Consider the following 26,448-nt stretch of genomic DNA (forward strand, 5'->3'; position numbering starts at 1 on the left):
GATTTAGTTTCCCTCGGCCAGACGCATCAGCAGTGCGGGAGAAACGTGCTTCACGAGCTCGGACAGGTTCCCGGATCTCGCAAGCGCCAGCAGCGGAACATCTTCTTTAACTTCGGAATTCACCTTGCCGAAGAACGGCTGCAGATCTCCGTTAAGCAACGCAAGGAACTCCGGATCATTGGCCGCTTCCTTGAGAATTTCTTGCAGGTCAGCAATGGCGTCCATCCGTGCGTGATAATCGCTCGACTGTAATGTCGGACTCGTTGCGACCTTTATTTTCTCCAACCACAGCTTCTCGTTGCCGATGACGGCTATCTGGTTCAGCACCTCTGCACGCAATTCTTTGGCTTTGCCGAACAGCACTCCGTGCACGGGGCTTTGACCAGTTAACGTAACGCGCACAGCCCGGGGCACATGTCCATCCGAAGAAAGCAGGTTCTCCAGAGTTACTCCGACCTTGCGGGCAACGTCTTCCATCGAGATGCAATCAGCCGCTTCCACCTGGACTGACTCCCACCGCAGCACATCCAGGAACAGTCTGTTCACGGTGGTATGGCCGTTCTCCACAGTGACCAGCACAGCGCCGCGGCGCCCGGCCTCACGAATATGCCGCCCCTGTAAATTCCCGGGGAAAACGATGGTGGACTGTTCAGACCAGAGCTGAAATTCGTGAACATGGCCCAGAGCCCAGTAGTCGTAACCCTTCGCCTGTAGTTGTGCGCGTGAACAGGGCGCGTAATTGGCGTGTGCGCTGTAACCTTCCAACGCCGTGTGCAATACACCGATGTTGTAATAACCTTGCACGGGGTCTCGATAGCCAAGCGCCAGGTTTTCGACAACGGCCTTATCCCTAAAGCTTTGACCATGCAGGGCGACCTTGAGGTCGTCCAGCTTGTGGAGATCAGGCTTGCGCGCGCTGAAAGGAGTGACATTATCTGGAAGCGTGAGCTTCTTGGTCATCTCGTTCTCGGCGTCATGGTTGCCATAGAGCAGAAATACACGGATGCCCGCTTTGCGCAAACGTCCCATCTGCTGGCCAAAAAAGATTCCAGTGTTGTGATCCCGCCAGTCACCGTCATAGAGGTCTCCGGCGATGATGAGAAACGCCACTTCCTCTTCGATTGCCCGGTCGACGAGCTTGCTGAGTGCCTCGCGCGAGGCACTGCGCAGTTGCGCGGTTGGCGCGTCGGGATAGGCGCTCAGCCCATGCAACGGACTGTCAAGATGAATATCAGCGGCATGAATGAACTTCACGCTTCCCCCTTTCCTCGTCGTCCCCACCCACCGATTGAAGATCGTCCTCGCGCTTGTGCACCAGGTTCGACGTAAAGAGTTCTACCACTCGCGGTAAACCGTCGAACTGCTGAAGACCAGATTCGCGCTTACGATCCTTTATCTTTTTTGCGGCTGGCTGCACCCTTCGCTTTTGTCGTGCGAGGATTTACTTTCCGGAAGGTCAATGAGATACGTCGCCCACGCAAGGCCGTTCCTTCCTTCTTTCGCTTTGGGATCTCATGGGTCCACTCTTCGCGCACTTCGCCATCGAGAACAACGGCACTCCGGCGCTGCAGCACCCGTTCAACCTTCTGCACCCCATCTGGACTACGAAACAGCATGCCCCAGGATTCGCCAAGACTGATCGTTACTACTGCCCCGCGAAAACAGCCCGGACAGTCAATATGTTTCGCGATGCCCTGGCTAGCCACGTATTCGTTCACGATAACCTGATCTGGCAATTCGCCAACCACGCCGTGTCGCAGGAGGCGTTCGGCCAGATCCGCGGCCCAGCCGGGAAGCGGTCCCAGATAGCCGGAACTCTCCACCATACGCGCCTTGTAGTCGTATTTCCACCCATAGTGCTGAACTCTTCGCGACAGGTCCGTGAGCCAGGTGCCGCGATCAACCTCCGCTAGCAGAGCGAGCTCCTGCTCGCCTGAAATAAAGTCCGGAATAGCCAATAGCCCAGGCGGATCATCAGGCAGTCGAACCGGTTGCAACACGCGCTGACCGATGGCTGGGTCCCCGGACACGCTTGCGGCGGGTTGTATGGACTCAATCGACTCCAGCAATACTGCGCGTGGCGGTGACGGTAGACGTTCGGCAACGCTGCCGATCGCAATCCAGTCCCGGAAATGATCGACATCCAGCTCGTCGGCGAAGGACACGCTATCGTTCAGCGCAAGGCTCAGTTCGCCCTTTACCTTCAGACGATGTCCGGTCTTGTCCACACTCAACTTGCCACTGCCTGACGCGGTCAGTTCGGCGTCAGCTATCCGAAGGCACCGACGAAGGCTTGACGGGTGCAAACGCCGCGCAAGTTCGAGGGCCTGTTTGTACGTGGGCTCGTTATCGAAATCTGCACGGAACCACTCCCCGCGTCGGCTTGTCTTGCGATCTGCCCATGGCCGGTCACCGTCAAGAAATTGCACCTTGTCGCTTCCCAAAACCCATGACGGCTTGGGAGCGAATCGATCCGGCCAGCAGCGTGTCGCACTCCCTGCAACGGAAGACAGGTGCCATGTACGCACCGCCAAAATTTCCCGCGCAGCAGGAGATCCCCGGAATTGCTTGTCGAGGTCACGCATCCCCGTCAACAGCCCGGAAAGCATCGCCCCGGTCCACCATACAGCAGGCGGCATGGATGGAAGATCGTCCACCCAACTGACGTAATTCTCCGCCTTCGGGCGCAGCAGAACCAACTGAAGCGCGAGCCCAAGAGGGTCGCGCTCAGCGCGTCGCACATCTATTACTGCCGCGTCAGAAAGGATGGCCTGCGTGTGGTCGCGCAACTCCGCCAATGCCGCACCGTCTGCGCCCAGTTGCGCGGCGCTGTCTACGATCGTTTCCAGGACCTCCGCGGGCCGCCACTCTTCCCGGTAGTTCACCGCGCCAATGACTTCCCGGATCGCCGCCCACAGCGGCAACCCCAGGGCGTCAGCACCATTACGGGCCCATAACGGCACGCCCAGCCAGGGGGCGCCTAGCGCGGTCGCCGCGTTCTCGCGAGTCGCTCCGGTCGACAGAGACTCACAAAGCACATCTAGCCAGGGATCTATTGCCGGCACTGCCCAGACTGCCATCGCAGCCGCTCCGCGAATGGAATCCCACTGCGCGGGCGCACGATACAAGGTCGTCAATTGCGGCCGGTTAGCCGCCGGCAGTATCTGGGGGGTCGGTTTGACCTCAACCGGTTGAGCCGGCATTTCGACGTTACTGAACCCCTTTGCCATCGCGACAAGGCGCGCCCGGTCGGCTTCCGTCGGGACAGAGAATGCTGTCACGCTCGACAGGTGAATTGGCCCGGGCCAAAGAACCTCCTTGTCATCACACGTTACCGAATGAACCGGCGCGTCGATCCACTGTCCACTGCGATAAATGGCGGCCGGCAAGGATGGGAGTTGACCGGAATCAATCCAGACGACCACCGAAATGCGCCCGCCTTGTTTCAGGTGGTCACAGACTGCTTCTACTCCAAGGCTCAGCCCGTCCGCGTCGAAGGGACTGGGCCACCATTCGTCAGCCACGAAGCGAAGCCAGTCCCGACTGTCGAGCACAAACGAAAGGCGCGGCGACACTGCGCCAGCCACTTCTTGCGTTGGCACAACGGCGCCTTCAGGCGAAAGCCAGTCCATCTGTGAGGCAGATTCTCTTGTCATCTGGCGAGCAGCGTTGGGCCGGGTAAATCAGCAATCTGACTTGCACTCAGCGCGAATGGACCGTCGACCAGCGTCAGGTTATCGCGCGCCCGTGCGCACAACATGTACATACGTCGAAAAGCCTCAGTTGAGTTACATGGAAGGGATCTGTCCAGGTCCTGCAAATATACAGCATGGAACTCAAGTCCAATCACCGACTCACTGCTAAGCACTGTAATGCCTGTATCGAGCAACCGGATGTCCTCTGCCGCCCCCTTCCCACCATTGACATAAGCGTCAATCCGGGTACCCGGCGGCAACGCTCCCACCAGTTTTTCCTGTAACTGAAGGACGTCGTCCCGCCGGTACACAATCACCCCGATCGCTTGCGCGCGATTCTGAAAGCGTGTGGCGACGAGCGCGACGAGTTCATCCCAGCTCCGAGGCTGCACCAGGCGCGGAATCTCGCCGCCGCGGCGACGCTGGACGATCCCGGGCGGCAAAACCTGAGAACGATGAAAATGCTCGGCAACGGCGGCAATCTCAGCGGTGTTCCGGTGATTCGCCTGCAGTCGGATAGGTAAAGGCATACCGGCATCGAAAATGTCCTGCAATGACGCGCGCAGCGAATCGGTAGTCTGGTCCTCGTCCGCGAAAATGGTGAGCGTTTGCGCGCCAAATCGCACTGCCCACCGAAAAAAACCAGCGGGCAGGTTTTGCCCCTCGTCAATCACAAGATGCTCGAGTGTCGGCACGACCTCCGCCGCTGCGAAGTCTCCGATAATAGTGTCCCAGTCGTATACATACGGTGACAACTCCGGCACGTTCCGGGCGAAGCGGTCATAGTAGGTTTTCGCGATGAAGGCGCTCATGGTCTTCGCTACCAGCGCCTCGCCATCCAGTTGCCCCGCGAGCGCAGCGAGCATCTTGTTTCGTGTTACCAGCACGAGTTGCTTGTCGAGTTCCCTCAGGAACTTTGCACGAAGCACGGCCAGACTGGTCTTTCCAGACCCCGGCGGACCTACGACAAACAGGCTTTTCTCGGGCTCATGTTCGTAGACGACCATCTGCTCATCAGCCAGATCGTCAAGCTTTGGCAACTTCATTGGTGCGTCCTTTCATCTGAATCGTGGTCTTTGCCGGTCGGTACAGCAACGCGTAGTGCACGTCCTTAGGTGATTTGTTCGTGTCAGCGAAGCGCTCCACGTCATCGACCGCGAGCTCGAAACCACCTTGTATCAAAGTGTCCCGGAATGCCGGATATTTCGCATCAGCGTTCCGGTTCGCACTGTTCGTGTAAAACACCGCCGCGGGACCTGGCCCAATGCTGGAAACTGCCGTCAGGATAGAGGCTACGAGCAACTCGACGTCAATAGTCGGGCTGGCCAGCAGATACGATGCGACGACAAGCGTCCATTCGCCTCGGGCGGGTCCAAAATCGACCCGGCCCAGATCATCGCCGAACCAGCAGGTTGTCTGAGGGTGGAACGCTCCGTACTCCCGGGCACGCTCGGCCAGCGACGCCCCTAAAGTCAACATACTCGTCGCGCGATCAACGCCGAAGTACCGGAACGGCTCCTGTGGGCCCAGCGATGCCGCAAAGGACAGCCCTGCTGTAAACGGTCCGCAGCCGAGATCAACCACCGTCGGACGCGCGATGTTTCCGTGGTCTCCAAGTAATCTGGCGAATGCATGACGCAATTCGTCGAGGTGCCGCCCCTGGTTATATTTTGCGTACAGAAGGGCTCTGTCGTCCCCGCTCAGATGGCCGATCGAGGCATTGAAATCTGCCTGCCCACCCCCGATAACATCCCGGAAAATCTCGTTTCTGGGCCATCCCAAAAAAGTGGACGTAGTTGTCCGATGGTCGCTTTCTATCCGTTGGTCGATTTCGCTACTAATCAGCCGCGTCAACCACGCTGGTGTCGTCATAATTTGTCAGTGCCGCCCGTCACAAAAACAGTACACGCACCATGTAATACATTGCTTCACTGGCTGGACCCGCCGTTTGCGAATGTATTTAACTGGCGCATCAACCGGACGCTTCGTAAAATCGGCAACGATGTTATGGCTCAGCCTTTATAAACAATCGTCCGATTCTCCTGCGTGCAACGCACCCCTTTACTGGACGCCCGTCCAAACTGCTATAACGACCGTGATGGCAATAACTTGAGCGGCCATCCATTTAATTTATTCGTTTCCGGCCGAGCCTCGCGAAATAATGCATTGCGCATACGGCGCGCTCCGCAAAATCACGATATGGCAATCCGCTTTAATTTTTGTTGGTGAGAGAGCGATGCCGGTTTCCACCGGACCGCTAATCAATATGGCCGACTCGTCCGCCAGTTCGCTCAGGCGCAGCAGTCGCCACCGTTATCATCCGACCGACGATGCGGCTGACGCCCGAACTGCGCTTTCTGAGGAATCAGGGTCGCCGCCATGAATTGAAAGAACGACGCAAGGCTCTGTGCGATCCGGACTTCCCTTTCATCAATGTGCACGAGTACAGGATGGACACACCCGCGCCGGAACAGGACGGATAGCGCTTCCCTGCTGGTCAGTCTACGACTTCGCACACGCCCCACGCTGTATGGATGAGAGTACCGGCCAGCAGCCCGTCAGCTCTGGTCCAACGTGCTAGGAACTGGACCAGTGTTCCGTTTGCTACGGACACGAACGGGCCAATCTCGACCACTTCAAGCTCACCCTCCTGATACGGGATTCTCGAACCGACAAGGGCACTCGTGCGCACGCGTGCCCCATTGCGCAACCGCTTACTGAATATCGGGTTGCCGAAACTCATGCTGGGACAATCTCCGGTTGTCGGGCCGTGCCCGGAACGTCATCCTCGACGGCAAACCCAGCAGCATTTTCGGCCAGCAAATTCGCGAGAATGTCCTCGGGTAGGCAATTTGCCCACCATATCGAGATGGTCACATTCACATGCGATGCGTGGTCAGGCAAAAGCATCGGTAGGATTTGTCTGTTCTGCTGGCCGGGATTCTACCAACCATTCCTTTGCGGCAAAATCCCTTTCCCTGAAACGCCGCGCACATGGCATATGAATCACTGCCTGCAAGAAGCGCTTGCCACCGCGCCGACAGGCAGATACACCGCCCTCCCGCCGCATCGACGCATACCACGCGCCGCCCCGGCCGCTGGTAGAATCGCTCGCTCAGAAAGCCTCCCCGGAGCATCGTGCATCATGGAGTACCGCGTGAGTTATGAGCACAGTCTTGCAAGTTCGCCCGATGACTTTATCGCGCGCGTCGCCTCGCAACTGGTCGACAATGTTCCTGCAAACATTCCACGCGCCCTGCTCCCGGAATTCATTGCGGACCTGATCCTGGAACGCTCGCCCCAGATCGGTAGAATCCGGTACATGAGGATCCTGTAGGTCCTCCAAGCTGTGTTCATATCCTGCGCGATAGCCGTGATTCTGAGTGCCATCGTCATGTCGGACGGCAGGATATGGAATCGCTGGGCCCCAACTTCCCTCGATATAAATCGTCCGTGTCCCGCGGCTAACCAGGACAATATCTTTCTGCGGCGGTGCTGCGACGAGCGTCCGTGGGTCACGAACCGCAAGCGCTTCGTTGAACAGTTCAAGAGCGAGTATGTCCGTGTCCTGAGTGGCTGCCATTTGCTTTCCCGCTTTCCGGTCTATCAAAATTTACGACTGACAAAGAAGGCACCCACGCCATTTGCCGCTGCGAGGATATAGCTGACGTTGTTCGTCTTGAAACCGAAGGCAGCAATCAACGCCTGAAACAGACAAAAGCCGACAGCGATGATCCAGTTTGAACGAAACGTTCTCTTTCGCTCCGCTTCCGCATGCTCCAACTCCAGCATCTTCTGCTGATGTACGTTTCCTTCGCGGACAGCTTTCTCATGCTCACGAACGCGGGTCGTGTCAACGAAGCCATGTCGAAAGCTCTCGGCAGCGCGCGCAAGGCCAAATGGATCATCCTTCTCCTTTCCAGCGGGTACTGCCGGCTCTTGCAGAGGTAACACTTCTTCAACCTTACCGTTAGGTGCTCGCTCCATCGTGATATTCCCCGTCTTTTTCCTGTGTTCTCTCTTAGATCTCGACGACGAGATCCGTGTATTTCGCCAGATGTCCGTCAGCCGTCACCAGGCGAAGGGGTTCGTACATGGCCTGCGCGACGAGCATGCGGTCGAACGGATCGCGGTGAATGTCCGGCAGATCGCGCACGAACGCGCCATGGACAGCTCGCACCGGTAACTCCGAAAACCCGCCCCTGCCGATCTCTTCAACCAGCGCGTTCACGTCCACGTCGAGCTTGCCGAGGCCCGCCTTGATGGATGCCTCCCAGATGCTCGCGCTGCTAACGAACACGTCGTCTGCATCAAGAATGAGCTTCCGGGCTTCCTTGGTGAGCCTCCGGTCGTCAGCGACGACCCAGAGAAACACGTGCGTATCGAGCAGCAGTCGCATCAACGGCCCTCGAATTCGTCGATGACGTCGTCCGGCAGGGGCGCGTCGAAGTCGTCGGCGATCTTAACCTTTCCCTTCAGACCGCCGAAGCGGCGCTTGACCTTCGCGCGCTCGATTGGTACCAGACGCGCCGTGGGCACGCCGGACTTGGAGATCGTGATTTCCTCGCCCGCCGCCGCGGCGTCGACCAGGCGCGAGAACTGGGTTTTCGCTTCGTGGATGTTGAAATTTTGCATGATCGGACTCATCTGGACTAAGTCCATATTAGTCCACCGCGATCCCCAAGGCAAGCAAATCGTCACATCCTAGGAGAACCGTTCCGCGTCGCGGGTCTCTGGCGGCGGCTTCGGTCGAAGGACCTATCCTTGGAATATCGGCCGTTTTCCTTGATGTATCACGCTCGATCGTCGGCCGACAGCCGCAGCGCCTGAATAGCGGCGCTGCGCAGGCGCATATAGCAGGCGTCGTGGCCAAACTCAGCGAAGCGCAAAGATCCTTGCTGGCGGTCAGGCGCGGCACGCAGCGCGGTGCGGTTTAGTCGCCGTTGAGCAGTTTCACGGCCTCCAGGGTGGCGATAAGCGCGCCGGTCGCTTCGCGCTGCTTGTTGAGATGGCCGATGGCGGTATCGAACTCCCCCTTGCCAATCGCGTCGGCTGCGTCGCGCTGGTGCGATGCGGCGGCGTCGCTCAGTTTCTGAGCGAGCGTGTTGGCGACGTCAAGCGTATTGTTCTGATTCGTCATTTCAGGTTTCTCGTGTATCGGGATTTGCCAGCACCCGGCCAGCTTGCGGGGCGCTCACGCGCCGATTGTTTTAACGTCTTTTCCTTGTGCCGGACCCGCCGGTCTTTTCCTACTCCCAAAACAGCCCGTCGCGTGCGGACAGAGCATCTTCCTTTGCCTCATCTTCACTTACAAAAGGAGATGATGCCGATCCGACAATCCGGTGGCGTCGACGAGGGTCCAGTACCACTGCCCAGCCGACTCCGAGACATCAAACGTTGCGTACCAGCGCACTCTGAAGCCTACCCGAATCAGATGGTCTTCCTCAACATCACGCGCGCGGCGCATATCGCGGAAAAGTACCAGCGTGCTCTCTTTGCGCTGCTCAGAAAGCATCGGATCGATGCCGCGCTGTATCGCGGTACGGGCGAAGCAGCGCACGCACTGACGTGCTTCGAGTCTGGATCGTCTTGCGATTCGAACGTCGGGCCGATGCCGGTGGACTCTGCGTAGTGCAGGCATTCGGAGGTCCGGCCTTGCGGAGATTGCACGATGCGACCAAGCGAAACCGGCTTTTTGCCGGATTGAAGTTTCGCGCGTCTTCGACATATCATTTACTAGTCGTGCACTGTATTTGTCGCATGGCTGCAAGATTGTGCAGTCAAAACGTTTTTTAGCGCTCCAGGAGAGGATATGTCGAAGATCGTCTGCCGTATCGCGCTGCTCATTTTCCCCTTGATGATCCATTCCGCTGCGAACGCAGACGAAATGCAAGGCTCATGCATGGCGTCGTTCAAGATCAAGGAGGGAGCGAGCGTCATGATCGCTGCGCGTTCCGTCAAATGCGACACGGTGGAAGCCCGTCGCCTCGAATTATTCAACAGCGTCGAAAAGCTCAAGACGGACGGGCAGATCGATTTGACGCCGACGGCCAATCAGATCGCGGCCATCAACCAGAAACTCGACCAGATGAAATCGAAGAACGACTGGTCGGGCCTCGGAATGGACATAACAGGAAATGCTTTGGCGACGATAGGCCTCGCAACGTGCGCCGAAACGGGCGGCGGGGGATGCGCCTTGGCCGTCGTTGGCAAAGTGCTGTCGGTCGTCAGTCTCGTCAAAGGTAAGGTACTCGAAGCGGATGGGAATCAAACCATCAGCGACGTTCAACAGAAGCTCGCGAAGCTGAGCACCGACTTGCAGGGCAAGAGTTCGCCCGCAGCAGCCTTGCGCAATCGCATGGTTCAGGAGTTCAACGGCCTCTGCGTCGAAGTCAAGAAAAGCTGCCTCGAAAAGTAAGCGGCACACGCGTCATCTCGCCGGCTGACGCCTTCGCTCGACGGCCGCGCGGGGCCGTCGAGACACGATACGAACATCGAGCCGCAATCGCGCGCAGGCTTCACGCCGGCACGCCCGCCTTCACATGCATCAACGGGACGCGCGCGCTGAAGCGCGGCCCCGAGTCGACAAAGGTCGATTCATCGAAGATGTGCGCTGGCTTCACCGGTTCGCGCGAATAGCTCGCGGGCATGCGCCGATCGACTTCTTCGACGTAAGCGACGAGCATACCCCGGCCGCGCTCGTCGAGATCGCCTTCCGGAAGATCGAGTTTCGCCTCCCAGACCAGTTCCTTGCGCGCCGGCCGCGCCTGCACTTCGATCGCGGGGCGTTCGGCGTTGCAACCGATGAACGTGCGATGAATCTGTTCGCCCACGCCCGGCTCCTCGCGAAACAGCCAGACGCGCATCCACGGACGCTGAAGCTTGTCGAACGCCGCCGCCATCTTCTCAACATCGGCTATGTCCGCGCCGTTGACGAACGTCTGCCGGACCTGGAGATCCTTGATGCCGACCGAGCCCGGTCCGCGCATCGTGATTGCGATCTGCCCGAGATCCTGACCCATGGTTTCCACGCTCAGGCGGCGGGACGGCAGCAGCGGCATGGTCACCGTGGCCGGCAACGACACCTGCAAGTGCGCGCCGGTTGCATCGGCCGCATCGATCGCATGTTTCTGGTAACGAACAAGACCGAAGCGAACGAAAGGCTCCGACGGGCAGGACGGGAGAAGATCCACATCGACATACCATTGCTCGCGCTCGATATCGAAGCACGGCTTGTACGTGAGCAAGCTCACGGCCAGATAGTCATCGACCGGTTTCAGCCGATCCGCCTCGTTCCTTTCGGCCCGCTCTTGCTCGTTGACCGGCGCTTTCCCATAAGCATCGTCGGCGACCCATGCGGGAACGGGCATTTGCGCAACATCCACGATTTCGGGTTCGTGCACACTGTCCGACGGTCGCAGCGCGCCGCACACGGGATCCATCGCGTCGGCGAAGGCGCGGGTCGGAATCAGCACGGCGTCTTGCGGACGTTCGTCCTTGCGAATCGGGTCGCCGCCCCAGCGCGTGATAAACGAGCCGCCTTTGCCCAGATCCTTATCGTCGAATCCGGCGATGCTGAAGCATCGCCCGCCGACTGTAACGATATTATTCGCGAAGATATGCTGGGTCTCGTCGAAGTATCGCGGCGGCCACAGCACGATCCCGAGCCGCTCGCCTTCGCCCGACGAAAACCATCCGCGCTGAAGATAGAGCCGCGTAATCACCCGGCGCTCGACGTGATGGACGCGCCGGCCGAAGTCCGCGTCCTCGGTATGGCGGCGAATCGCGAAGGTCGGTTCGGGACGCAACGGTTCGCACGCGGCCGGACGCACGGTGGCATCGGACCAGACGACGACGGTGTTGCTCAGCGTCGATTGATCGTCGCTAGCTAACGGCTGACGCCTGCGCAGCATCTCCTTTCCTTTGGCGTCGTACATGGGAGCCGTCTCGAACGCCTCGGCGAAGCGCGACAACGCTCTCACCTGCAACCTGATCGCACGTGCGCGTGTATCGGCGATCGTATACGGAAGCGCAAGCCGGATCGTGCGCGTGGTCTTGCAGGCATCCTCCGTGCCGTTCGGTTTGGCGAGCGTCATGTCGAGGCGCTGGTCGGTGAGCGCCCACGCGTGAACCAGGCCGAGATCGATCGCCTTCATGGTCGGCCCGCTGCGTTCGGGAAGAGGATCGTCGAAAAAGAGCGGCGCGGCTGGTGGCGGCGCGTTGGGTTGATCGTCGGGTTCTGCCCGCGCATCGGCCGGCCGCTTGGCCGCCTGGGCATCGCTTGCGGGTTGCGCGGCGGCTGGCTGAGGCGCCACGCAACCGGATGCCACCGCGCCCGATGCCGCCGTCGATGCAGCCGATGCCGCAGCATCGGACGCCGCCGTTTCACCGCATCGCGGCTCGCCGCACAAGGTCTGCGCATTCTGCGCGGCGGCTTTCTGCGCGGCGTCTTTCTTCTTCGCGGCATCCGGACTGATAGGCACGATCTCACCGATCGCTCTGGTCACGGGCAGGTTATCGACGCGCAGCAATGTCACGCGCTCGCGCGGCAGGTCCACCCGCCCGCCCGTATCGACCGAGAAGCCAAAAACCTGTTCGGGAACGATGTACGACGTCCCGCCCGTGGGCGTTGTATAGGTGGGCCATCGCCCGGTGCGGCGGGACATCGCACTGCGCGCGCGGCTCGGATCGTCGAGCAGCTTGCCACCGGTACCGGTCGTTTCGGCGAGGATTTCGAATGCATCGCTTTGTTCCAGATCCAGCGCGATTCTGCCGGTGAGCAACAGCGTCTTGGCGCCGGCGCTGTCCGCGCTCTCCGGTTTGTCGATGTACTGCGTAGCCGATGCGGGCCTGCGCACGTTCACATCGTGCAATATCGGCACGAGCGAGGGCCGGTTGACGGCATGGCACACTCGCAGACTCGTCACCGCCGCGACTTCCTCGATGGGCCACTTGTCTGTCATGATGCTGAGGATCTTGTTCGCGCACTGGGTGATGAGGCCGTCGCCGGGAACGGCGTAACCGCCGATGCCGGTCATCGGTTGCTTCGTCGCACCTTTGCAATTGGCGGGCAGCGTCACTTCGGCCTTGCACGTCGCCTGCATGTCCGCGAGCGCCTGCTTATGATCCGATGCCTGCGCCCACTGCACCGCGAGCGTTTCCGTCATCGAAAACGAATGCGCCAGCGTCTCGCAGGTCGGCAGGCAAGCCACCTCCAGATCGAAATCCTCACCTTCGAGGAGCCAGAGCGTGATGAGGCGAACGGCGGTCGTCCTCGAAGACGCTCCGCCGAATTGTCCGTTCTTGTTCATGAAGGCGAGCGGCGCCTCCTTCGCCCCGCCCGCCAGATCGACGATGCAAAGTTCGTCGCCTTGGGCTGGCCGCTTCCTTTCGCCCTTTTTGATCTCGATGACGAGCGGCAACGCATTCGGATAAACGATGCTTGCGCTATAGAGCGCCGCGGTCAGTTCGCCCGGCAGATAGGCATTGCTTCCGCGCACGCGCGCGCGCAACGAGAAGTGATGAGCGGCGGGATCGGGCAGCCAGCCTACGCCGTGCTCCGGCACCGAATGGCGGCCTCCGACTTCGAACACCGGAATGCCCGACACCTTCGGCGACTTCGCGCGCTCCGCGTCGGTTGCGAAACGCCGGTAACCCGGACCACCATCCTCCTGATTCGGTTCGCGGCGCTCGGTCACGACATTGGGAAAGCCGCTGACAGCGCCGCCATCCGCGCCCGAAGCCCGATGTACCGACTGATAGGCGACGTTGGTCAGACCGCCTCTCAATACCTTCGCAGGATCTTTTCCGTCGAGGCAGCCGTGCTTCACCACGTCCTCGAAGCTGGCCTCGGGCGCAATGAACACGCGCATCGTCGTGTCGGGGGCGAGCCGCTGGCTCAACGGGATGTAGCTCGATCCATCCGGCGCGAGAACCGATTTGTCGATAGGGGGCAGCGTGTCGATCCGCGAACGAACGATGGCCTGATCGAGTTGCTCGAAGCCCACGCGCGCGTTACTGCGAAGCGCGACGTGATGCGGCAACAGCAGCGTCGGCGCGAGAATGCTTTCGTGCCGCAGAAACCGTCTGGGCGCGACGCTCGCCTTATCGCGCGAGGCCGGCAGCATGTTGCGTCCAAAGGTATCGCTGTGATAGCTCTTCGTTGCCGCAGATGGCGGCGATCCGCCGCCGGCGAAGACCGAACGCATGCTCAGCAAGTAAGGCACGCCGTAGCGTAGCGGCGGCGGCCGCATGTCGGTGTTCTCGATACCGTTCAGGCTGTAACGCCGCTTGTACGGAAGCTCGCCGTGACGCTGCGCGGGCGCTTGTCCCGCGTCGGTGAGCACCGCAGCGGGCGTGCCGTCCCAGGTGTAGATGGCTTCGTCCGCCGCGACGTCCCACTTTGGCGGATTCTTATCGTCTGGGTCCGGGATGCGCGGCATATGACGGGCCGCGACCTGGAACGAACCCTCGGTGAGTATCGTCGTGTTCTTTGCATTGGATGCACCGGGCACCAGCGCTCTCATCGCTTCGCTCATCGCACGTTGATGCACACCAAAGTTGTAGGAAACGTAACGGTGCATCAGGCTGCGCCAGGTCACTTCGCGGATGGGCGCACCCGGCATGACGGCAGCGATGTCGATGCGCCGCCCGACCGTCAGATCTTCGGCGTGCAGCACCATCGGCAACTTTTCTCGTTTGGCGCAGCGATCCGCCAACGCGATCTCGCGCAAAATCTGGCACACGCGGCCGCGATCGAGCACGGTGAGGCCACTGGTGATTTGCCGCTCGCCGCGATCCGGATTGTTGCGTTTGCTATCGACCGACCGGCGCACATCCAGCGAAATGAGGTCGTAGCGCGGCGCGCGGGTCGGTTCGTTGTCGAATTCCGGGCAACCCGCGCCGAGGCGCCACATGCCGTCTTCCTGCTCGATCATCGGATAGTTGCAAATCGGCTTGGTTTTGTCTTTGTTTGTGTTGCCGATGCCCGCTTCGAAAGCGGAAACAGGCCAGAAGGCATTGCCAAAGCGCCGCGCCGCAGTTGCGACGAAGCTTTCCCGATCCGTCGGTGCGCCGATGACCTTCGTGGGATCCTGGTCCTTCGATCCGAACCAGAGATGCCAGTAGGTCGGTTTCTCGGACACGGGTTTTTTGGATAAGGGTTGTTCGGATACAGGCTCTTCGGGCCAGTTGAATTCGGCATCCACGACGAGGCAGAAAAGTCTGGACAGCACCGGATCGTCTTGCAACGCATGAAAAACCGCGAGTCGGTAATTGTCCGCCTCGGCGGGCGGTTGAGCTTCCGTCGCTTTGCTGATCGCGTCTATGTCCGGACGATCGATACCATCCTTCGTGCTCTGCGCCCGAAGGCTCGACCTGCGCTGTAGCCAGGTGCCGAGCACATAGCTTGCGCGATCGCTTGCGGAGGCATCGTAGTGCGCTTTGTCGCCGTGCGGAATCGCGTGGTGATCGCCGTCGGAATAGTCCAGGTTATTGCACTCTTCCTGATGGTGGAGCGCCGCACGGATTTTCTCGAGCATACCGACGCTATCCTTACGGTCGCAAGCCGTGTTCTTCACGGAATTCGAATACTCCTGCCAATGGAATTCGCGGAGCTTTTTGTTGAAAGCCTGCTTATCGCCCGATACGGGTTGTTCGGGTCCGATGGTCAATCGCTGCACCTGGCAATTGTCACCAATCGAATTCGGGCCGTGCAGAAGCTTCTTCATGATGCGCAATGCGCGCCGTCTTTCCTCATCGACCGCCAGATCCGCGTGCTTGATCGGCGTCACGCTGCCCATCTTCGGCGGCTCATTAGGGTTGTAGTCGGCGATCAGCGCGCCGTCGTGGTCGAACTGGTTGGCCGCAGGAATCTGCTGCGGGGAGTAATGACCCGACAGCTCCGTCTCATCGGGCTTACGTTTGAGCGATTCACTGAGCGTTTTCGAAAGCGTGCCCCACCCTTCCGCCGGCATGTAGTGACCTTCGATACACGCTTTCCAGAACACGTCGATCGCTGTCCAATCCGGTTCGTGCTTGAAGAAGCTGAAATTCAGTTCGGGGATGATCTGCTTTTCTTTCCAATCGACATTCGATCCGTCGTTGATCGCCGTTAAGCGAAACTGGGCAACCGGGTTCGGACCCAGAAATTGCTCGCGTAACCATTTGGCAGCCTCACTCGGCCACGACTTGATTTCGAATCCTCCCGACTCCATCATCGCCGGCGACAACAGGATCGTGACGCGAGCGACCTTGTTATTTTTCTCGTCCATCCCGTTGGCGAGTACGCGAAGCAGCGGCAGCACAGTCGTTTCACTCATAGTCCGCACTCCTTGAGGGTTTCAACGAGTTCGTTATCGAAGTAACGGTGGTAGGCAGTCCAGTTGCGCTGCCCTTCCGCATCGACGGAAACCGGCGCCTCGGTCGCCGCCTTGATCGCGTCCCGCCGCCGCTTCTTAAGGTCGGCATCGCGGCGATCGGTGTTCGGTCCGCATTTACCCGGGGCGGGCTCCATCGCGTCGATGGTCGAACCGACGTCGGCTGCGGCATACATGATGGGCGGCAGCCAGTCGTTCGCCGACGTCTGCTGCGACCCCTTGCCGCCTCCTGGCCCGTCGTTGCCCAATTGCTGCTGAGTGTGATGGGCCGTCACCGAGTAATTGAACTTCGCAAGTCCGAGCGAGAACGAGAACGAATAGACCGCTTCGCCGTGCATCGCGCCGCCGCCTTGCTGCCCGAGTCGCACGTAGAGGCAAGTCGAGAAATTGAAGATCCACAGGCTCGCGCTGCCGCCGGCGAAGAACGTGCCGTAAATCGACGTGATCGTGCGGCCGTCCACGCGCAAATGCTGGATATAGACGCCGACCTGAATCCGGCATTGCGCCGTCAGCGGCCCGAACGTCAGCGAGCCACCCGCGCCGAATTCGAACGAGGCTTCGAAGCCGCGAATGCCGTCGGCCGCGCAGTAGATCGAGAAGTAGCCGGACCCGCAGAACGGCAGAACGCTCATGCTGAACGGCGCGAGGCGGCGTCCGAGGCTGACTTTGAACAGCGCCTCGGTGTTATCGAACGGCAATTCCGCGGACACGTTTAGGATGATGTTGAAGAACGACGTTTCACCGCATCCGATCGATGACAAATTGATGCCGAAGCCTGCCTCGATGCCCGCCGCGCGCGTCATCGGCTGAATGAAGAAGCCGGTGCCTTCGCTGGGCGACAGAAACGGTTCGAGCTGCTTGACGAATTCGAGATCCTTTCCGATGACGAAATCGTCGTAACCCACATCGAGACGCGGCTTCTGCCCGTCGGACATTTCGAATTGCGCGCCGGTGAACTTGAGTTCGAGCGCATCGATCAGCGAGCCGACCAGTTTCACTTTGAACTGACCCAACGCGCCGTGCGCATGGAAGCTGTTGTCCTCCGGTCTCAGCAGATCGACCACGCCTTTCACGTGCAGGCCGAATTCCGCGCCGACCGCCGGCTGGAAGATCGAATCCTGCGGCGCTTCTTTTTCCACTTGCGTGTCGAAGTCATAGGTCAACGTGACGCGCGTCGGCAGCAAGGTCGCGATGGCGTCTTCGAGCTGATCGCGGAACGCGGAGAAATCGATCAGTGCGAGTATGTCGCCGCGCATCAGCGTCACCACGACCTGGCGCACCTGATCGAGCACTCTCAATGGCGCGCTGCTTCCCTGCGCCCAAGCTCTCAGGAAATCAATCACGTCTTCCTGAATTGGCTGCGTCAACGCGGCCTGGTTTTCGTCGGCTGGCAAGGTCAGGCCCGCAAGCTCGCTGGTAAGCAGATGTTCCTGATCCAGCAGTTCGCACGGCACGTCTGCCACGGGCGGCAGTGGCTTGCAGTCCACGCTTTTGTAAAAGAAATCGTTCGGTTTGACGGCGAGCGCGACGGCGACCTTTTGCGTCAACACTGAGGTCTTCAGTGCAGCGATGGCGTTCGTGCGTTGCGTGACGAGCGCGCCGTAAGCTTGATCCAGCTTGGCGAACACGCTGTCCTTGCCGACCACACGCCCCACCATCCAATTGCCGATGTGCATCTTGAGCGTATCGGGCAGACCTTCCAGTCTCTTTTTCAGCGCATTCCACGTCGCGATGGCGCTCATCTCCGCATCGCGCAGATTCGCGCTGAGCTTGAGGTAGGTCGCGTTCGCCTCCGTTCCGAAGAACGCGCCGATAGAAACCCCGGACGCGTTGACGGGCTGCGAAAAGAAATCGGAGATCGAATAAGGATTGCCGGCCAAATCCGTCGTGCTCGGCTCCTTGAACGCCGAGACCGCCGCGACTGTGTTCTGCAAAGTCACGAGGCTGTCCTGAAAGCGCTTGCCTTCGGGGTCCACCGAAATGCCTGCCGCCGCGAGTAATCCGAACGTCTTCCCCACTTGGGTCTGAATCGCAGAGATCGCCCTGGCGAGGTCTTGCGTCGCATCCGCGAGCAGGCGTTCCGCGTGACGGATCACGAAGCTCAGGCCTTGGACGATTTTCGTCTCGCTGTCTTTCAGCCTTCTGTTCAGCTCGTCGAAATCTTTCTTGTCGGCGTCCTTCAGCTTGCTGTCCAGGATGTAAGTGAGCACGCCTGTGAGCATTCCCGCGCTGATGTACGTGGTGTTCTGTTTGTCCTGCATAAACTGGTCGATCGTGCCGAGAAGCGATCCGATATCCGCACCGATTTTTTCCGACAGAATCCGCAGCGTGCGGAACTGAAGCGTGAATGCGTCGAGCGTCTTCTTGTCGAAGACGCTCCAGCGCGCTTCCATCGCTGCCTTCCTGTCAACTTCCGGTAAGGCTTCGATCCCTTTGAGCTTCTGATCGATGGGTTGCTTCAGCGCGTGTATCGCAAGGATCGAATCGATCAGGCCGCAGTACAGGTGCTTCAACGCGAACAGAATGGATTGCTCTTGCGGTTTCTCCTCGCCGACCGCTTTGAGCAGCCGGGACTGAAAGTCCTTGAGATCCCGCGCGAGGTTCTTGTCCAACTGGTTCAGCGCGTTGCGGTGCCTGTCGATCTGCGTTCCCAGCTCGCCGATTTCCAAATGCACCAACTGCACCTCGAAGATCGCCTGATTCAGCGGGTAGAGCGTCGCACTATCGGGAAGCAGCGTGCCCGGATTCTTCGCGTCGTCGTCGCTCAACTTTTTGTCGGTCGTGCGAGCCGGCAACGCGTCTTCAACTCCGTTCTCGTAGCGCGTGCGGGCATTGACTTCCTGCCGGAAAATGGCCGGATCTTTCACGGGCTCGATCTCATCGAGCGCCTTCGAGATCGCGGAAAGACTCGCTTCGACGCACTCGCCGAACGGTTCCGCAATTTTGTCCAACGAGTCCTCGTTCACGCCGAATATGTCCTGCACCAGTGGTGCGGCCGTGCGCAATATCATGACCAGATCGCCTTGTTGCACCGCTTCCTTCACATTGCGAAAACGCGCGATGGTCCCGTCGATTCTGTGCACCGTCGCCAGAATGACCGCGAAGTCCGGATTCGCCAGCGAATCGGTAGCTTTCTGACTCAACGCCTTCTCGATGGACTTGGCGTAGTTTTCGAGATAGAGCTTCAATTGCTGTTTCAAACGCTCGAACGCTTGCTCGGCTCCGAGCTTGGCCGTGATGTCATCGACGGCGGACTTCGCATCTTCGAACACCGTATTCATGTCTTCGACAAACTTCACGCGGGCCTGGGCGAGCCAATCATTGATCCACTGTGCGTTGGGATCCAGCGGACTGCCCTTACGCACGATGTTTTCGATCGCCGCCTGGAGGAACGTCTTGAGCGCGTCTTTCGCGCTGCTCGTCAATTGCCTCTCGATTTGACCGGCGATATCCGCGAGCTGCTTCGCGAGCTGCTCCGCCAGGGTATCCAGATCCGTGTCGGGAAACATGGCTTGCGTCCACGCTTTCAGATCCGGCGGTGGAAAGCCGAAGGACATGACATTGTCGGCCTTCGGATACTCGACAAGCGACACGACGTGCATGTGCGCAAACCACTTCTTCGCCTTGGCGTATGCGCTCAGGAACCAGTTGTCATCGGTTTCGCTCGTGGTGGGATCGATGGTCTCGGTCAGCCAGTCGGCGATTTTCTCCGCGTCATCCTCGAATATGTCGGCGAACTGGTCTTTGAGATTCAACCGCATGGTGAAGTCATCAACCGCCTTCTGAAGCTCGTTGAGCTTGTTCAGCAGGTTGGTCTTCACCGCCTCCTGCAAGCGCTCGAGCGGATGCGCCGCGAGCGTCTCGATCGCGTGGATGAGTTGCTGCACGCTCTCGTACAACGCCGACAATCTATCGGGCAAGTATTGATAGTCGGCGCCGTTCGCTGCGGACGCGGCGTTCAGCGCTACGCGCAGGCTCGCGAGCGAACTGCTCACTTCGGGATAGATCAGCCGGAGATCGAGTGCGTCCGCCCGGGGTTTGCCCTGCGCATCCGTGCCCTGCTGAGCGATGAGCACGTTGTTGACGCTCTGCCACTTGCCTTCCATCGCCGCCACGACATGACTCAGCGGATCGAGCACGCGCGTGCGCACGTCCTCGAAAACATCCTTGGCGACCTGATCGACCTCTTTGGAAATGCGCGCTCCGTACTCGGTGATTTCCTTGAGCGCGGGAATATCGATGCCAGCCAGCTTGAGCAGGAACAGCAGATCGCGGATGGTGATCGCGCCGAGAATCTTCGCATCGCCGCTGAAGTACGATTCGATGACCTTCAGCTTCTTCAGCGCCTCGGCGGTGTCGTTCGTCGGTTTTGGCTTGCCCAAGGCGGGCGCCGGACCGGACGTTTCCTTGAACTCCGCCTGCGGTTGCGCACTCGGGCGATAGTATTCGACGAGCGATACCAACTGATACTCGCGATCGGGATCGTTCAGTTGCTCCAGTTGGGACGGCTGCGGCGGAGTACCCGCGACGAGCAACGGGATCTGCAGGTGATTCTGATCGTCGTGGTCGGGGTCGGTGTTCGGCGTGTTGTCCTTCTTCCACGCGACCGGCGTTCGTTCATCGCCACCCAAAGGGCCGAACTTCCGGCTGATCGCGATATACCACGACTCCGGTCGCGCGATGCCCGCGCACCGGTTGCCATTCGAGCCAAACTGCAAAGGCACGACAGCGCGGAAATCGAGAAACACTTCCGACGGATTCGTGGACGGATCGTCCTTCTGTGTTACGGGCGCTGGAGCTGGAGCTGGAGCTGGAGCTAGTGCCTGCGCCGCTGACGCCGCTGCGGGCGCTGCCGGTGCGCTTTGCCCTGCGGCATTTCCGTTCGCTTTATCGGGCTCTTGCGAAGGAGCGCCGGGCGACGCGAAACCGTATCGCACGTAATGCCCGTCGTATTGCACCTTGACCTGCATCGGCCCCGAACCGCTGAAGCGTTCGCTCTGCTTCAGGCGAATGACCGCCCAGAGCATATGCGGATAGAACGGCGGCTGTTGCGCGCCCTCGAGCGAGCCGCTCGTCCGGAAAAGGTCGAGCTGGCCGAGCCATTTCTTGTTGTTGAGTCCGCTGTCGCGGCCGCTGACGAGCAGCGCCAATTGCTCGACGGCATACGTCGTATCCCCGGACTTCGATGCATCCGCGAAGACGATCTCCTGTCCGTGCGCATCGATGAGCCGCCTCTTCCGGTTGTTCTCATTAACGTCTTCGAACTTCGCGTCGAGCTTGCCGTTGTAGTGATCGGCGGTGGCTTTCATCGACAGTTCGTTCGTGGCCGCGATGTTATTGACGAACATAAGCGGCATCTTCACTGTCGCCTTGTCGATCCTTACATCGAAGGAAAAAACGCCCTTGTCCGTGATATCGGTACGCGGCCAGAAAGCCAGCCCAGGATTAGTTGCGCCGAGGAAGATGCGCCCGTTCAGGCCTTCCCGATTGTTCTCGCTCACGTCGGCGCCGATGGGAAAAGTCGGATCGAGAATATCGGGCGTGCGCCGTGTTATCAGCGTGACGTTCTTTCCGCACCAGACACGGCCATCGTGCGGCTGACCGATCGCCGGAAAGATCTTCTCGGGCGTCGCGATTCGAATGAAGAATCGCTGACGCAGCAGCGCCTTGATGCCGCCCGTGGTGGCGAGGAACATCCGTTCGGTCAGCTTGACGAGCGACGCGTGATGCCCGAGCGGAAGCAGATAGCCCTTATAGACCACTTCCGCGCGAATCTCGCGGCCGAGCACGATTTCATGCTGCCATCGTTCGATGGAAAAGCCCTGGAAGATCTTGTGGCCGAGCGCATCGTCGGCGCCGGCGGCGGGCTGAAATGCCGTATCGTGAAGGAACGAGCCGCCCAGGGCACTCAGCGAAAGCTCCTGCACATTCAGCGGAACCGGGCGATAGATGGCCTGATCGCTGCGTCCATCGATCAATGCGTAGTCGTCTCCGGGTTCGATCTGCCCGGAGTCGCTGACGAGGACGCCCGAGCGCTCCGGATCTTTCCCGTCAGCCTGGCGCATGCCCGTCACCGGCAGCCCGTATGCGGACGTCAGCAACACGAGTTGATTGCGGTCGTAGGCATCGAGCGACGTGCGGAAGATAGCGTAATTCTCTGCCGGCAGATTCTTGCGGAAGTCGGCTCGTTCGCACAGCCAGCGGAAGAACTTCCAACGCGGCGTGTCGGGCGCGTTCTCGCACGCCGTGGGAACTTTGGCGACCGCGCCGCTCGCCGCGGATGCGCGTGATGCCGTTTGCGCCGGCGGCGCAGCTTGCGCAACCGGCGCCGCGCCCTTCGCATCGGATGCCGGATTCTGAGTGCCCGCAGCCGCGTCCGACGCGCTCCGTGGCGGGTCGACGGCTTGCTTGTCCATCAGCGCGCCGAGTTGCTCGGGCTTCAGCACACCGGACTCGCTCTGCTCCGGACCGATGAACCACGGCGCCCACGGACCGGGCGGCGGTGCGCCGTGTCCCGGCAAAAGCAGTTCCGCGGATGCCGGCGGCACCTCGAGCGCCATCGGACGCAGATCGGGTGAATCGACCGCGCGCAACGACGGCTGCATCTTGTCGACCGCGAGCCGCGCCGACCACAGATGCCATCGTCCGTCGATCAAAGCATTGCCCGGACGCAGCACGTTTGCGCCGTTCTCCAGACGGCGGCCGGCATCGTCCGTATCTGTTTGCTGTGCGCTGGCGTCGCCGCCTTTGATGATCGCGGCGACCGGAAGCCGCCTCGGTGTCCACCAGACCGCGTCTTGCGCGGTGCTGAGAATCAACCGGGCCGGCATCTCGATGGCAGTCTCGGACTGCGTGGGCTTGAGCGCCAGCGAACGTCTGACGTCGCTCATGCGCTGAGCGCCCGTCATTGGCTTCGGCTCGAAACCCTGAAATCGAAGGATGTCCTGATCGTTCGCATTCGCCGCTCGTTCGCCGAGCGGCGGCAACACCCACGAGCGTAGCGGATCGAACAGCTTTTGCGCGCGGCGCGTGACGGCCGGCTCGAGCCGGGACCAGTCGGTCAGATTCTCGAAGGTGAAATAGGTGGTCCGGTAACGCGGATTGCCTGCGCCCGGATGCGCGGCGCCATCGCCAGACGCATCGAGCAGCCCGGCTTCGGCGGCACTCACGCCTTTGATCGGCTCGCAGTTCATCCGGAACGCGAGGCGGCTGCGGCCCGAAAGCCGCGCGCCCACCAACCCGTCCTGAGGCAGCTTGCTGTTGCCGGTCAGAAGCGGCGCGAAGCGCTCCGTGATCTCCGATTCGATTTTTGTGTACGTGTCCCCGACGTCTTTGTTGCCCGTCAACTCGGGCGGACGATTGGATGCGCTCAGAAATTCGTCGAACCAGAAAAACGGGAACAGCGAATTGTTGTTGTGCACCACATTCCAGAGCAGTTTCGCGAGCGAGTCCTGCGGTTCCTGCTGCGCGGTCTGCGTGACACCGCGCGCGCGCGTGAGCTCATCGCGCCACGTATCGCGAAACAGCCTGTAGAGGGCATCCTGCTGCTCGAACAGCGACTCGTCGCGCAGCGCCCGATGCAGCTTTTCCGCGGGATCGTCCGTAGGCTCGAGCCCCTTTGGGTTCGGCACATTGCTGAGCAGCGATGTGAGCGAATTGCGCAGCGGTCCGTCCACGCGCCCAAGCATGTCGTTGATCACGACTTGCGTTTGGCCGTTCGCCATACTTTTTTGCACGGAGCGCGCAATCGCCATCGCATCGGGTTCGAGATCGATATCGCCGATATAGATGCGCTGATCCATCGGCAACGCGCGGGCGCTTTTCCGATACGCATTGGCGAAGTCGCGGAACGGCAGAACCCTCGGCTTAATTGCCAGCGGTGTCGCCGCCTGCGATGCAGGTTTCTCCTTCGACGCTTCGCTGGCTTTCTTCGCCTCCTCGTCCGCTTGCTTCTCTTCCTCTTCCAGCTTGGTTTTTTAACGATGGCGCGAAAACGCGCACGGCTTGCGCGATCGTGAAGGGAATGCAGCCTTTGAACGATGCTCGCGCGATCCGTCGCCGTCTTGTCGTCATCGGGCAATGGAGGATCCGCCGGCAATACGACGTCCGGCAACGGCAACGGCTCGGGCCAGAGAATGGCTTCCTCCATGACATGCTGCGGATCGAACTCGACCACCAGGACGGGCCGGCCGTCCGTCACCACGCCATCGGGCGACACGAGCACACGGCACTGCTCGTTCGCCGGACTGAAGTAGACCGGCATATCCTCACGAAACGTCAGATTCAGATCGCTGAAGCGGAACCGCAGCTTCATCAGGTCGTAATCGCGTGCGCACGTGAGCGTCGAAGTGGAAAGATCCAGCACCGCGCGCGGTCCCTTTTCGAGCGGATCGGGGCCCAGCCAGACGAAGCTGTTCGCATGGGGCCTTGGACCCTCGGGCGGTCCGCCGAGCGTAAGCGGCACGCCGTCTTCGTAATGCAGACGCAAGTCCGCGCGCGCGAAACTCAACAGGCTGAAGCTCGTGTCGGCGGGCGCGACGGACGCTTCCAGCAACGCGACATCGATGGAAATCCGGCGCAGCCACTTCCTGCCGTGCGCGTCGTCGCGGTCCTGCACAATAAACACACTCGATGACGGCGCACCGAGCCGGTCGCCGTTCGCCGCGCGCCACAGTTGCTCTTGGGCGACGGCATTCGAATCGTCGTTGGCCGCATCGCCGGTGCCGGAAGACTGGTCAGTCGGCTCAGAGCAATTGCCTTTGGTCGGCTTCGCTTCTTGCTGCTTTTTCTGTTGCTCTTCCTGCTCCGTTTTCGCATCCGGCGCAGCGGGCTTCGACGGCGCCTTCACCGTTTCCAGCGCGGGCGCACCGACACGCAACATGCCGATGGGCGACTCGATAACGACGCTCGCGTCCTTGTCCGCATCCACATCGATGGAAAACGCGTTGCCCCACAACACGGTCCGCACCGTGCTGCCATCGCCCGCGCGCCTCTGTCTGATACTCAATCGATTCAGTTCGAGCGTGGTCACCGAGAGAATCAGGTTCGAGACCGGCACGCGTCCGCATCGCCGCCGGTCTCTCATATCGACCGACAGCATGGCCGACCCAATGCGCAGCGCCATGACGGTCTGCGCGATGTCGGGTCGGTAAGGCCACGAGCTCGTTCTGATCTCGAAGGACCACGACTGGTCTTTCGCGTCGAACAGATTCACACGCTGTCCGCCCTGGCCGTCGAGCACGAAGAACGGTGTGTCGGATGCCGCCGCGCCTTTCCTGACGGGCTTGGAAACGGTCGTGGCCTTGACCAGCCCGCGCCCGCCGAAGAAGACTTGGCCGTCGGATCGGCGCCGCCAGCCAAGCTGAAAAGTCGAGATCTGTACTTGCCGGTCAAACACCGCAAGGAACGGCTTGCTGTCCTCCGGCTTGCAGTCCTGTTCCGAATTGCAGTTGTAGATCATCCATTGCAGATGCCGATCCAGCGAAACGAACGAGCGCGGCGGCGCATTCGAAGATTTCTCGATCAGATCGGTGAAGGTGTGCGTGAGCGCGCGCACGACGGAACCGGTCGCGGCCGAGCCTTTGAGCTCGGCCTGGCTTTTGACGAACGCTTCGAAGGTCACCGAGTTGCTTTCGGTCAAGCCATCCGACCAGAAGCCCGTTTCGAACTTGATTGTCCAGCGATAAAAGCCCTGATGGTCGTATCGGCGAATGAAAACGAACTGGATGACCTCATCGCTGTGTCTTCCGTAGCTCGTCTTACGTACCAGGATACGGCGCGAGATCGTGACTTTTGCTGGCGTCTCGGTGATCAGGTCCGCCGGTCTCGCCATGTCGAACCACGCATTCGGCCCGAACGCGGATGCCGGCAGTCTCCAGACGACGTCCTCCGGGCAATGGATCGTGTCATCGGGCGGGGCTTTCGGAGCCCCGGGCTCGGGAGGCAGCGGCGGCGGCGATTCGATGATCGCCAGTTCACGCGTCGATGGCGACAGTTCGAAGCGCAGCGACCAGGGCCGCTCTTCGCATTTGGGCGGCGGCGGCGCCGCCGATGCGAAGTCACAAAAGCCGATGAGCGGCGTCGACACCACGCCGCCGAGAAAAACCCGCCGCGACATGGAAAAGCGCGATGGATTCTGAACCGCAACGGGTTCGTCGTTGAAGTCGAAGAGGCTCGATGCGTCCGTCACGGCACCCCCGAACAAGCGTTATCACCGCGCTAGAGAAGCTCGCCGATTTTGCTATAGACATCAAGCTCTATTCATGAGACGCAAAAACTTACGCTGCCTAAAACGGCCAACCTTCGCTTTGACTTCTGTCAGAGTTTCAGGCGATGCCTGACTTCGCCGCGGAACACGAACGCTAAAGAAAACACAC

General features: G+C 60.3%; 14 protein-coding genes. 2 read left to right on the plus strand and 12 right to left on the minus strand.

The annotated features are described in order from the left end of the window. Window positions 1–3 precede the first annotated feature (3 nt). From SB772_RS01225 to SB772_RS01240, 4 genes are all read right to left on the minus strand, one after another. Window positions 4–1,254: a metallophosphoesterase family protein gene (locus tag SB772_RS01225; RefSeq protein ID WP_410831460.1), complete on the minus strand. Its 1,251-nt coding sequence runs from the start codon at window positions 1,252–1,254 to the stop codon at window positions 4–6. A gap of 128 nt (window positions 1,255–1,382) precedes the next feature. Then, window positions 1,383–3,632: an alpha-ketoglutarate-dependent dioxygenase AlkB gene (locus SB772_RS01230; protein ID WP_410831461.1), complete on the minus strand. Its 2,250-nt coding sequence runs from the start codon at window positions 3,630–3,632 to the stop codon at window positions 1,383–1,385. Window positions 3,633–3,652: 20 nt separating this feature from the next. Continuing rightward, window positions 3,653–4,741, minus strand: a complete 1,089-nt coding sequence (locus SB772_RS01235; RefSeq protein ID WP_410831462.1) for an AAA family ATPase — start codon at window positions 4,739–4,741, stop codon at window positions 3,653–3,655. Further along, window positions 4,722–5,549 (minus strand): hypothetical protein, encoded by an 828-nt coding sequence (locus SB772_RS01240; protein ID WP_410831463.1) that lies wholly within the window; start codon window positions 5,547–5,549, stop codon window positions 4,722–4,724. The genes SB772_RS01235 and SB772_RS01240 overlap by 20 nt, the downstream gene beginning before the upstream one ends. Before the next feature lie 1,291 nt (window positions 5,550–6,840). On the opposite strand from SB772_RS01240, the gene SB772_RS01245 reads away from it, so the two are divergent. Continuing rightward, window positions 6,841–7,032 (plus strand): hypothetical protein, encoded by a 192-nt coding sequence (locus SB772_RS01245; RefSeq protein WP_154565810.1) that lies wholly within the window; start codon window positions 6,841–6,843, stop codon window positions 7,030–7,032. 269 nt (window positions 7,033–7,301) lie between these two features. Here the strand turns inward: SB772_RS01245 and SB772_RS01250 are convergent, their stop codons facing one another. From SB772_RS01250 to SB772_RS01270, 5 genes are all read right to left on the minus strand, one after another. Next, window positions 7,302–7,682 (minus strand): hypothetical protein, encoded by a 381-nt coding sequence (locus SB772_RS01250; RefSeq protein WP_410831464.1) that lies wholly within the window; start codon window positions 7,680–7,682, stop codon window positions 7,302–7,304. A gap of 34 nt (window positions 7,683–7,716) precedes the next feature. Further along, on the minus strand, window positions 7,717–8,094 hold the full coding sequence (locus tag SB772_RS01255) for a type II toxin-antitoxin system VapC family toxin (protein ID WP_410831465.1): 378 nt from the start codon (window positions 8,092–8,094) through the stop codon (window positions 7,717–7,719). Then, on the minus strand, window positions 8,094–8,330 hold the full coding sequence (locus tag SB772_RS01260) for a type II toxin-antitoxin system Phd/YefM family antitoxin (RefSeq protein WP_410831466.1): 237 nt from the start codon (window positions 8,328–8,330) through the stop codon (window positions 8,094–8,096). The genes SB772_RS01255 and SB772_RS01260 overlap by 1 nt, the downstream gene beginning before the upstream one ends. 298 nt (window positions 8,331–8,628) lie before the next feature. After that, on the minus strand, window positions 8,629–8,835 hold the full coding sequence (locus SB772_RS01265) for a hypothetical protein (RefSeq protein WP_410831467.1): 207 nt from the start codon (window positions 8,833–8,835) through the stop codon (window positions 8,629–8,631). Window positions 8,836–9,003: 168 nt separating this feature from the next. Continuing rightward, the gene (locus SB772_RS01270) at window positions 9,004–9,255 is read right to left on the minus strand and encodes a hypothetical protein (protein WP_410831468.1); all 252 of its coding nucleotides are present in this window, start codon (window positions 9,253–9,255) and stop codon (window positions 9,004–9,006) included. A gap of 252 nt (window positions 9,256–9,507) precedes the next feature. On the opposite strand from SB772_RS01270, the gene SB772_RS01275 reads away from it, so the two are divergent. Continuing rightward, window positions 9,508–10,113, plus strand: a complete 606-nt coding sequence (locus SB772_RS01275; protein ID WP_410831469.1) for a hypothetical protein — start codon at window positions 9,508–9,510, stop codon at window positions 10,111–10,113. A 100-nt stretch (window positions 10,114–10,213) separates the two neighbouring features. Here SB772_RS01275 and SB772_RS01280 read toward each other — a convergent pair whose 3' ends face one another. Genes SB772_RS01280 through SB772_RS01290 form a run of 3 tightly spaced genes read right to left on the minus strand, consistent with a single transcriptional unit; the run spans window position 10,214 to window position 26,276 of the window. Beyond that, on the minus strand, window positions 10,214–16,015 hold the full coding sequence (locus SB772_RS01280) for a hypothetical protein (RefSeq protein ID WP_410831470.1): 5,802 nt from the start codon (window positions 16,013–16,015) through the stop codon (window positions 10,214–10,216). Then, entirely contained in the window at window positions 16,012–23,874 is a 7,863-nt protein-coding gene (locus tag SB772_RS01285) for a hypothetical protein (RefSeq protein ID WP_410831471.1), read from the minus strand. The genes SB772_RS01280 and SB772_RS01285 overlap by 4 nt, the downstream gene beginning before the upstream one ends. Then, window positions 23,769–26,276, minus strand: coding sequence for a hypothetical protein (locus SB772_RS01290; protein ID WP_410831472.1), 2,508 nt, complete (start codon window positions 26,274–26,276; stop codon window positions 23,769–23,771). Before SB772_RS01290 ends, SB772_RS01285 begins: the two co-directional genes overlap by 106 nt. Window positions 26,277–26,448: the final 172 nt, after the last annotated feature.

Origin of the sequence: Paraburkholderia sp. SIMBA_030, from assembly GCF_046535245.1 — a bacterium.
In the GTDB taxonomy this organism is placed as follows: Bacteria; Pseudomonadota; Gammaproteobacteria; order Burkholderiales; family Burkholderiaceae; genus Paraburkholderia.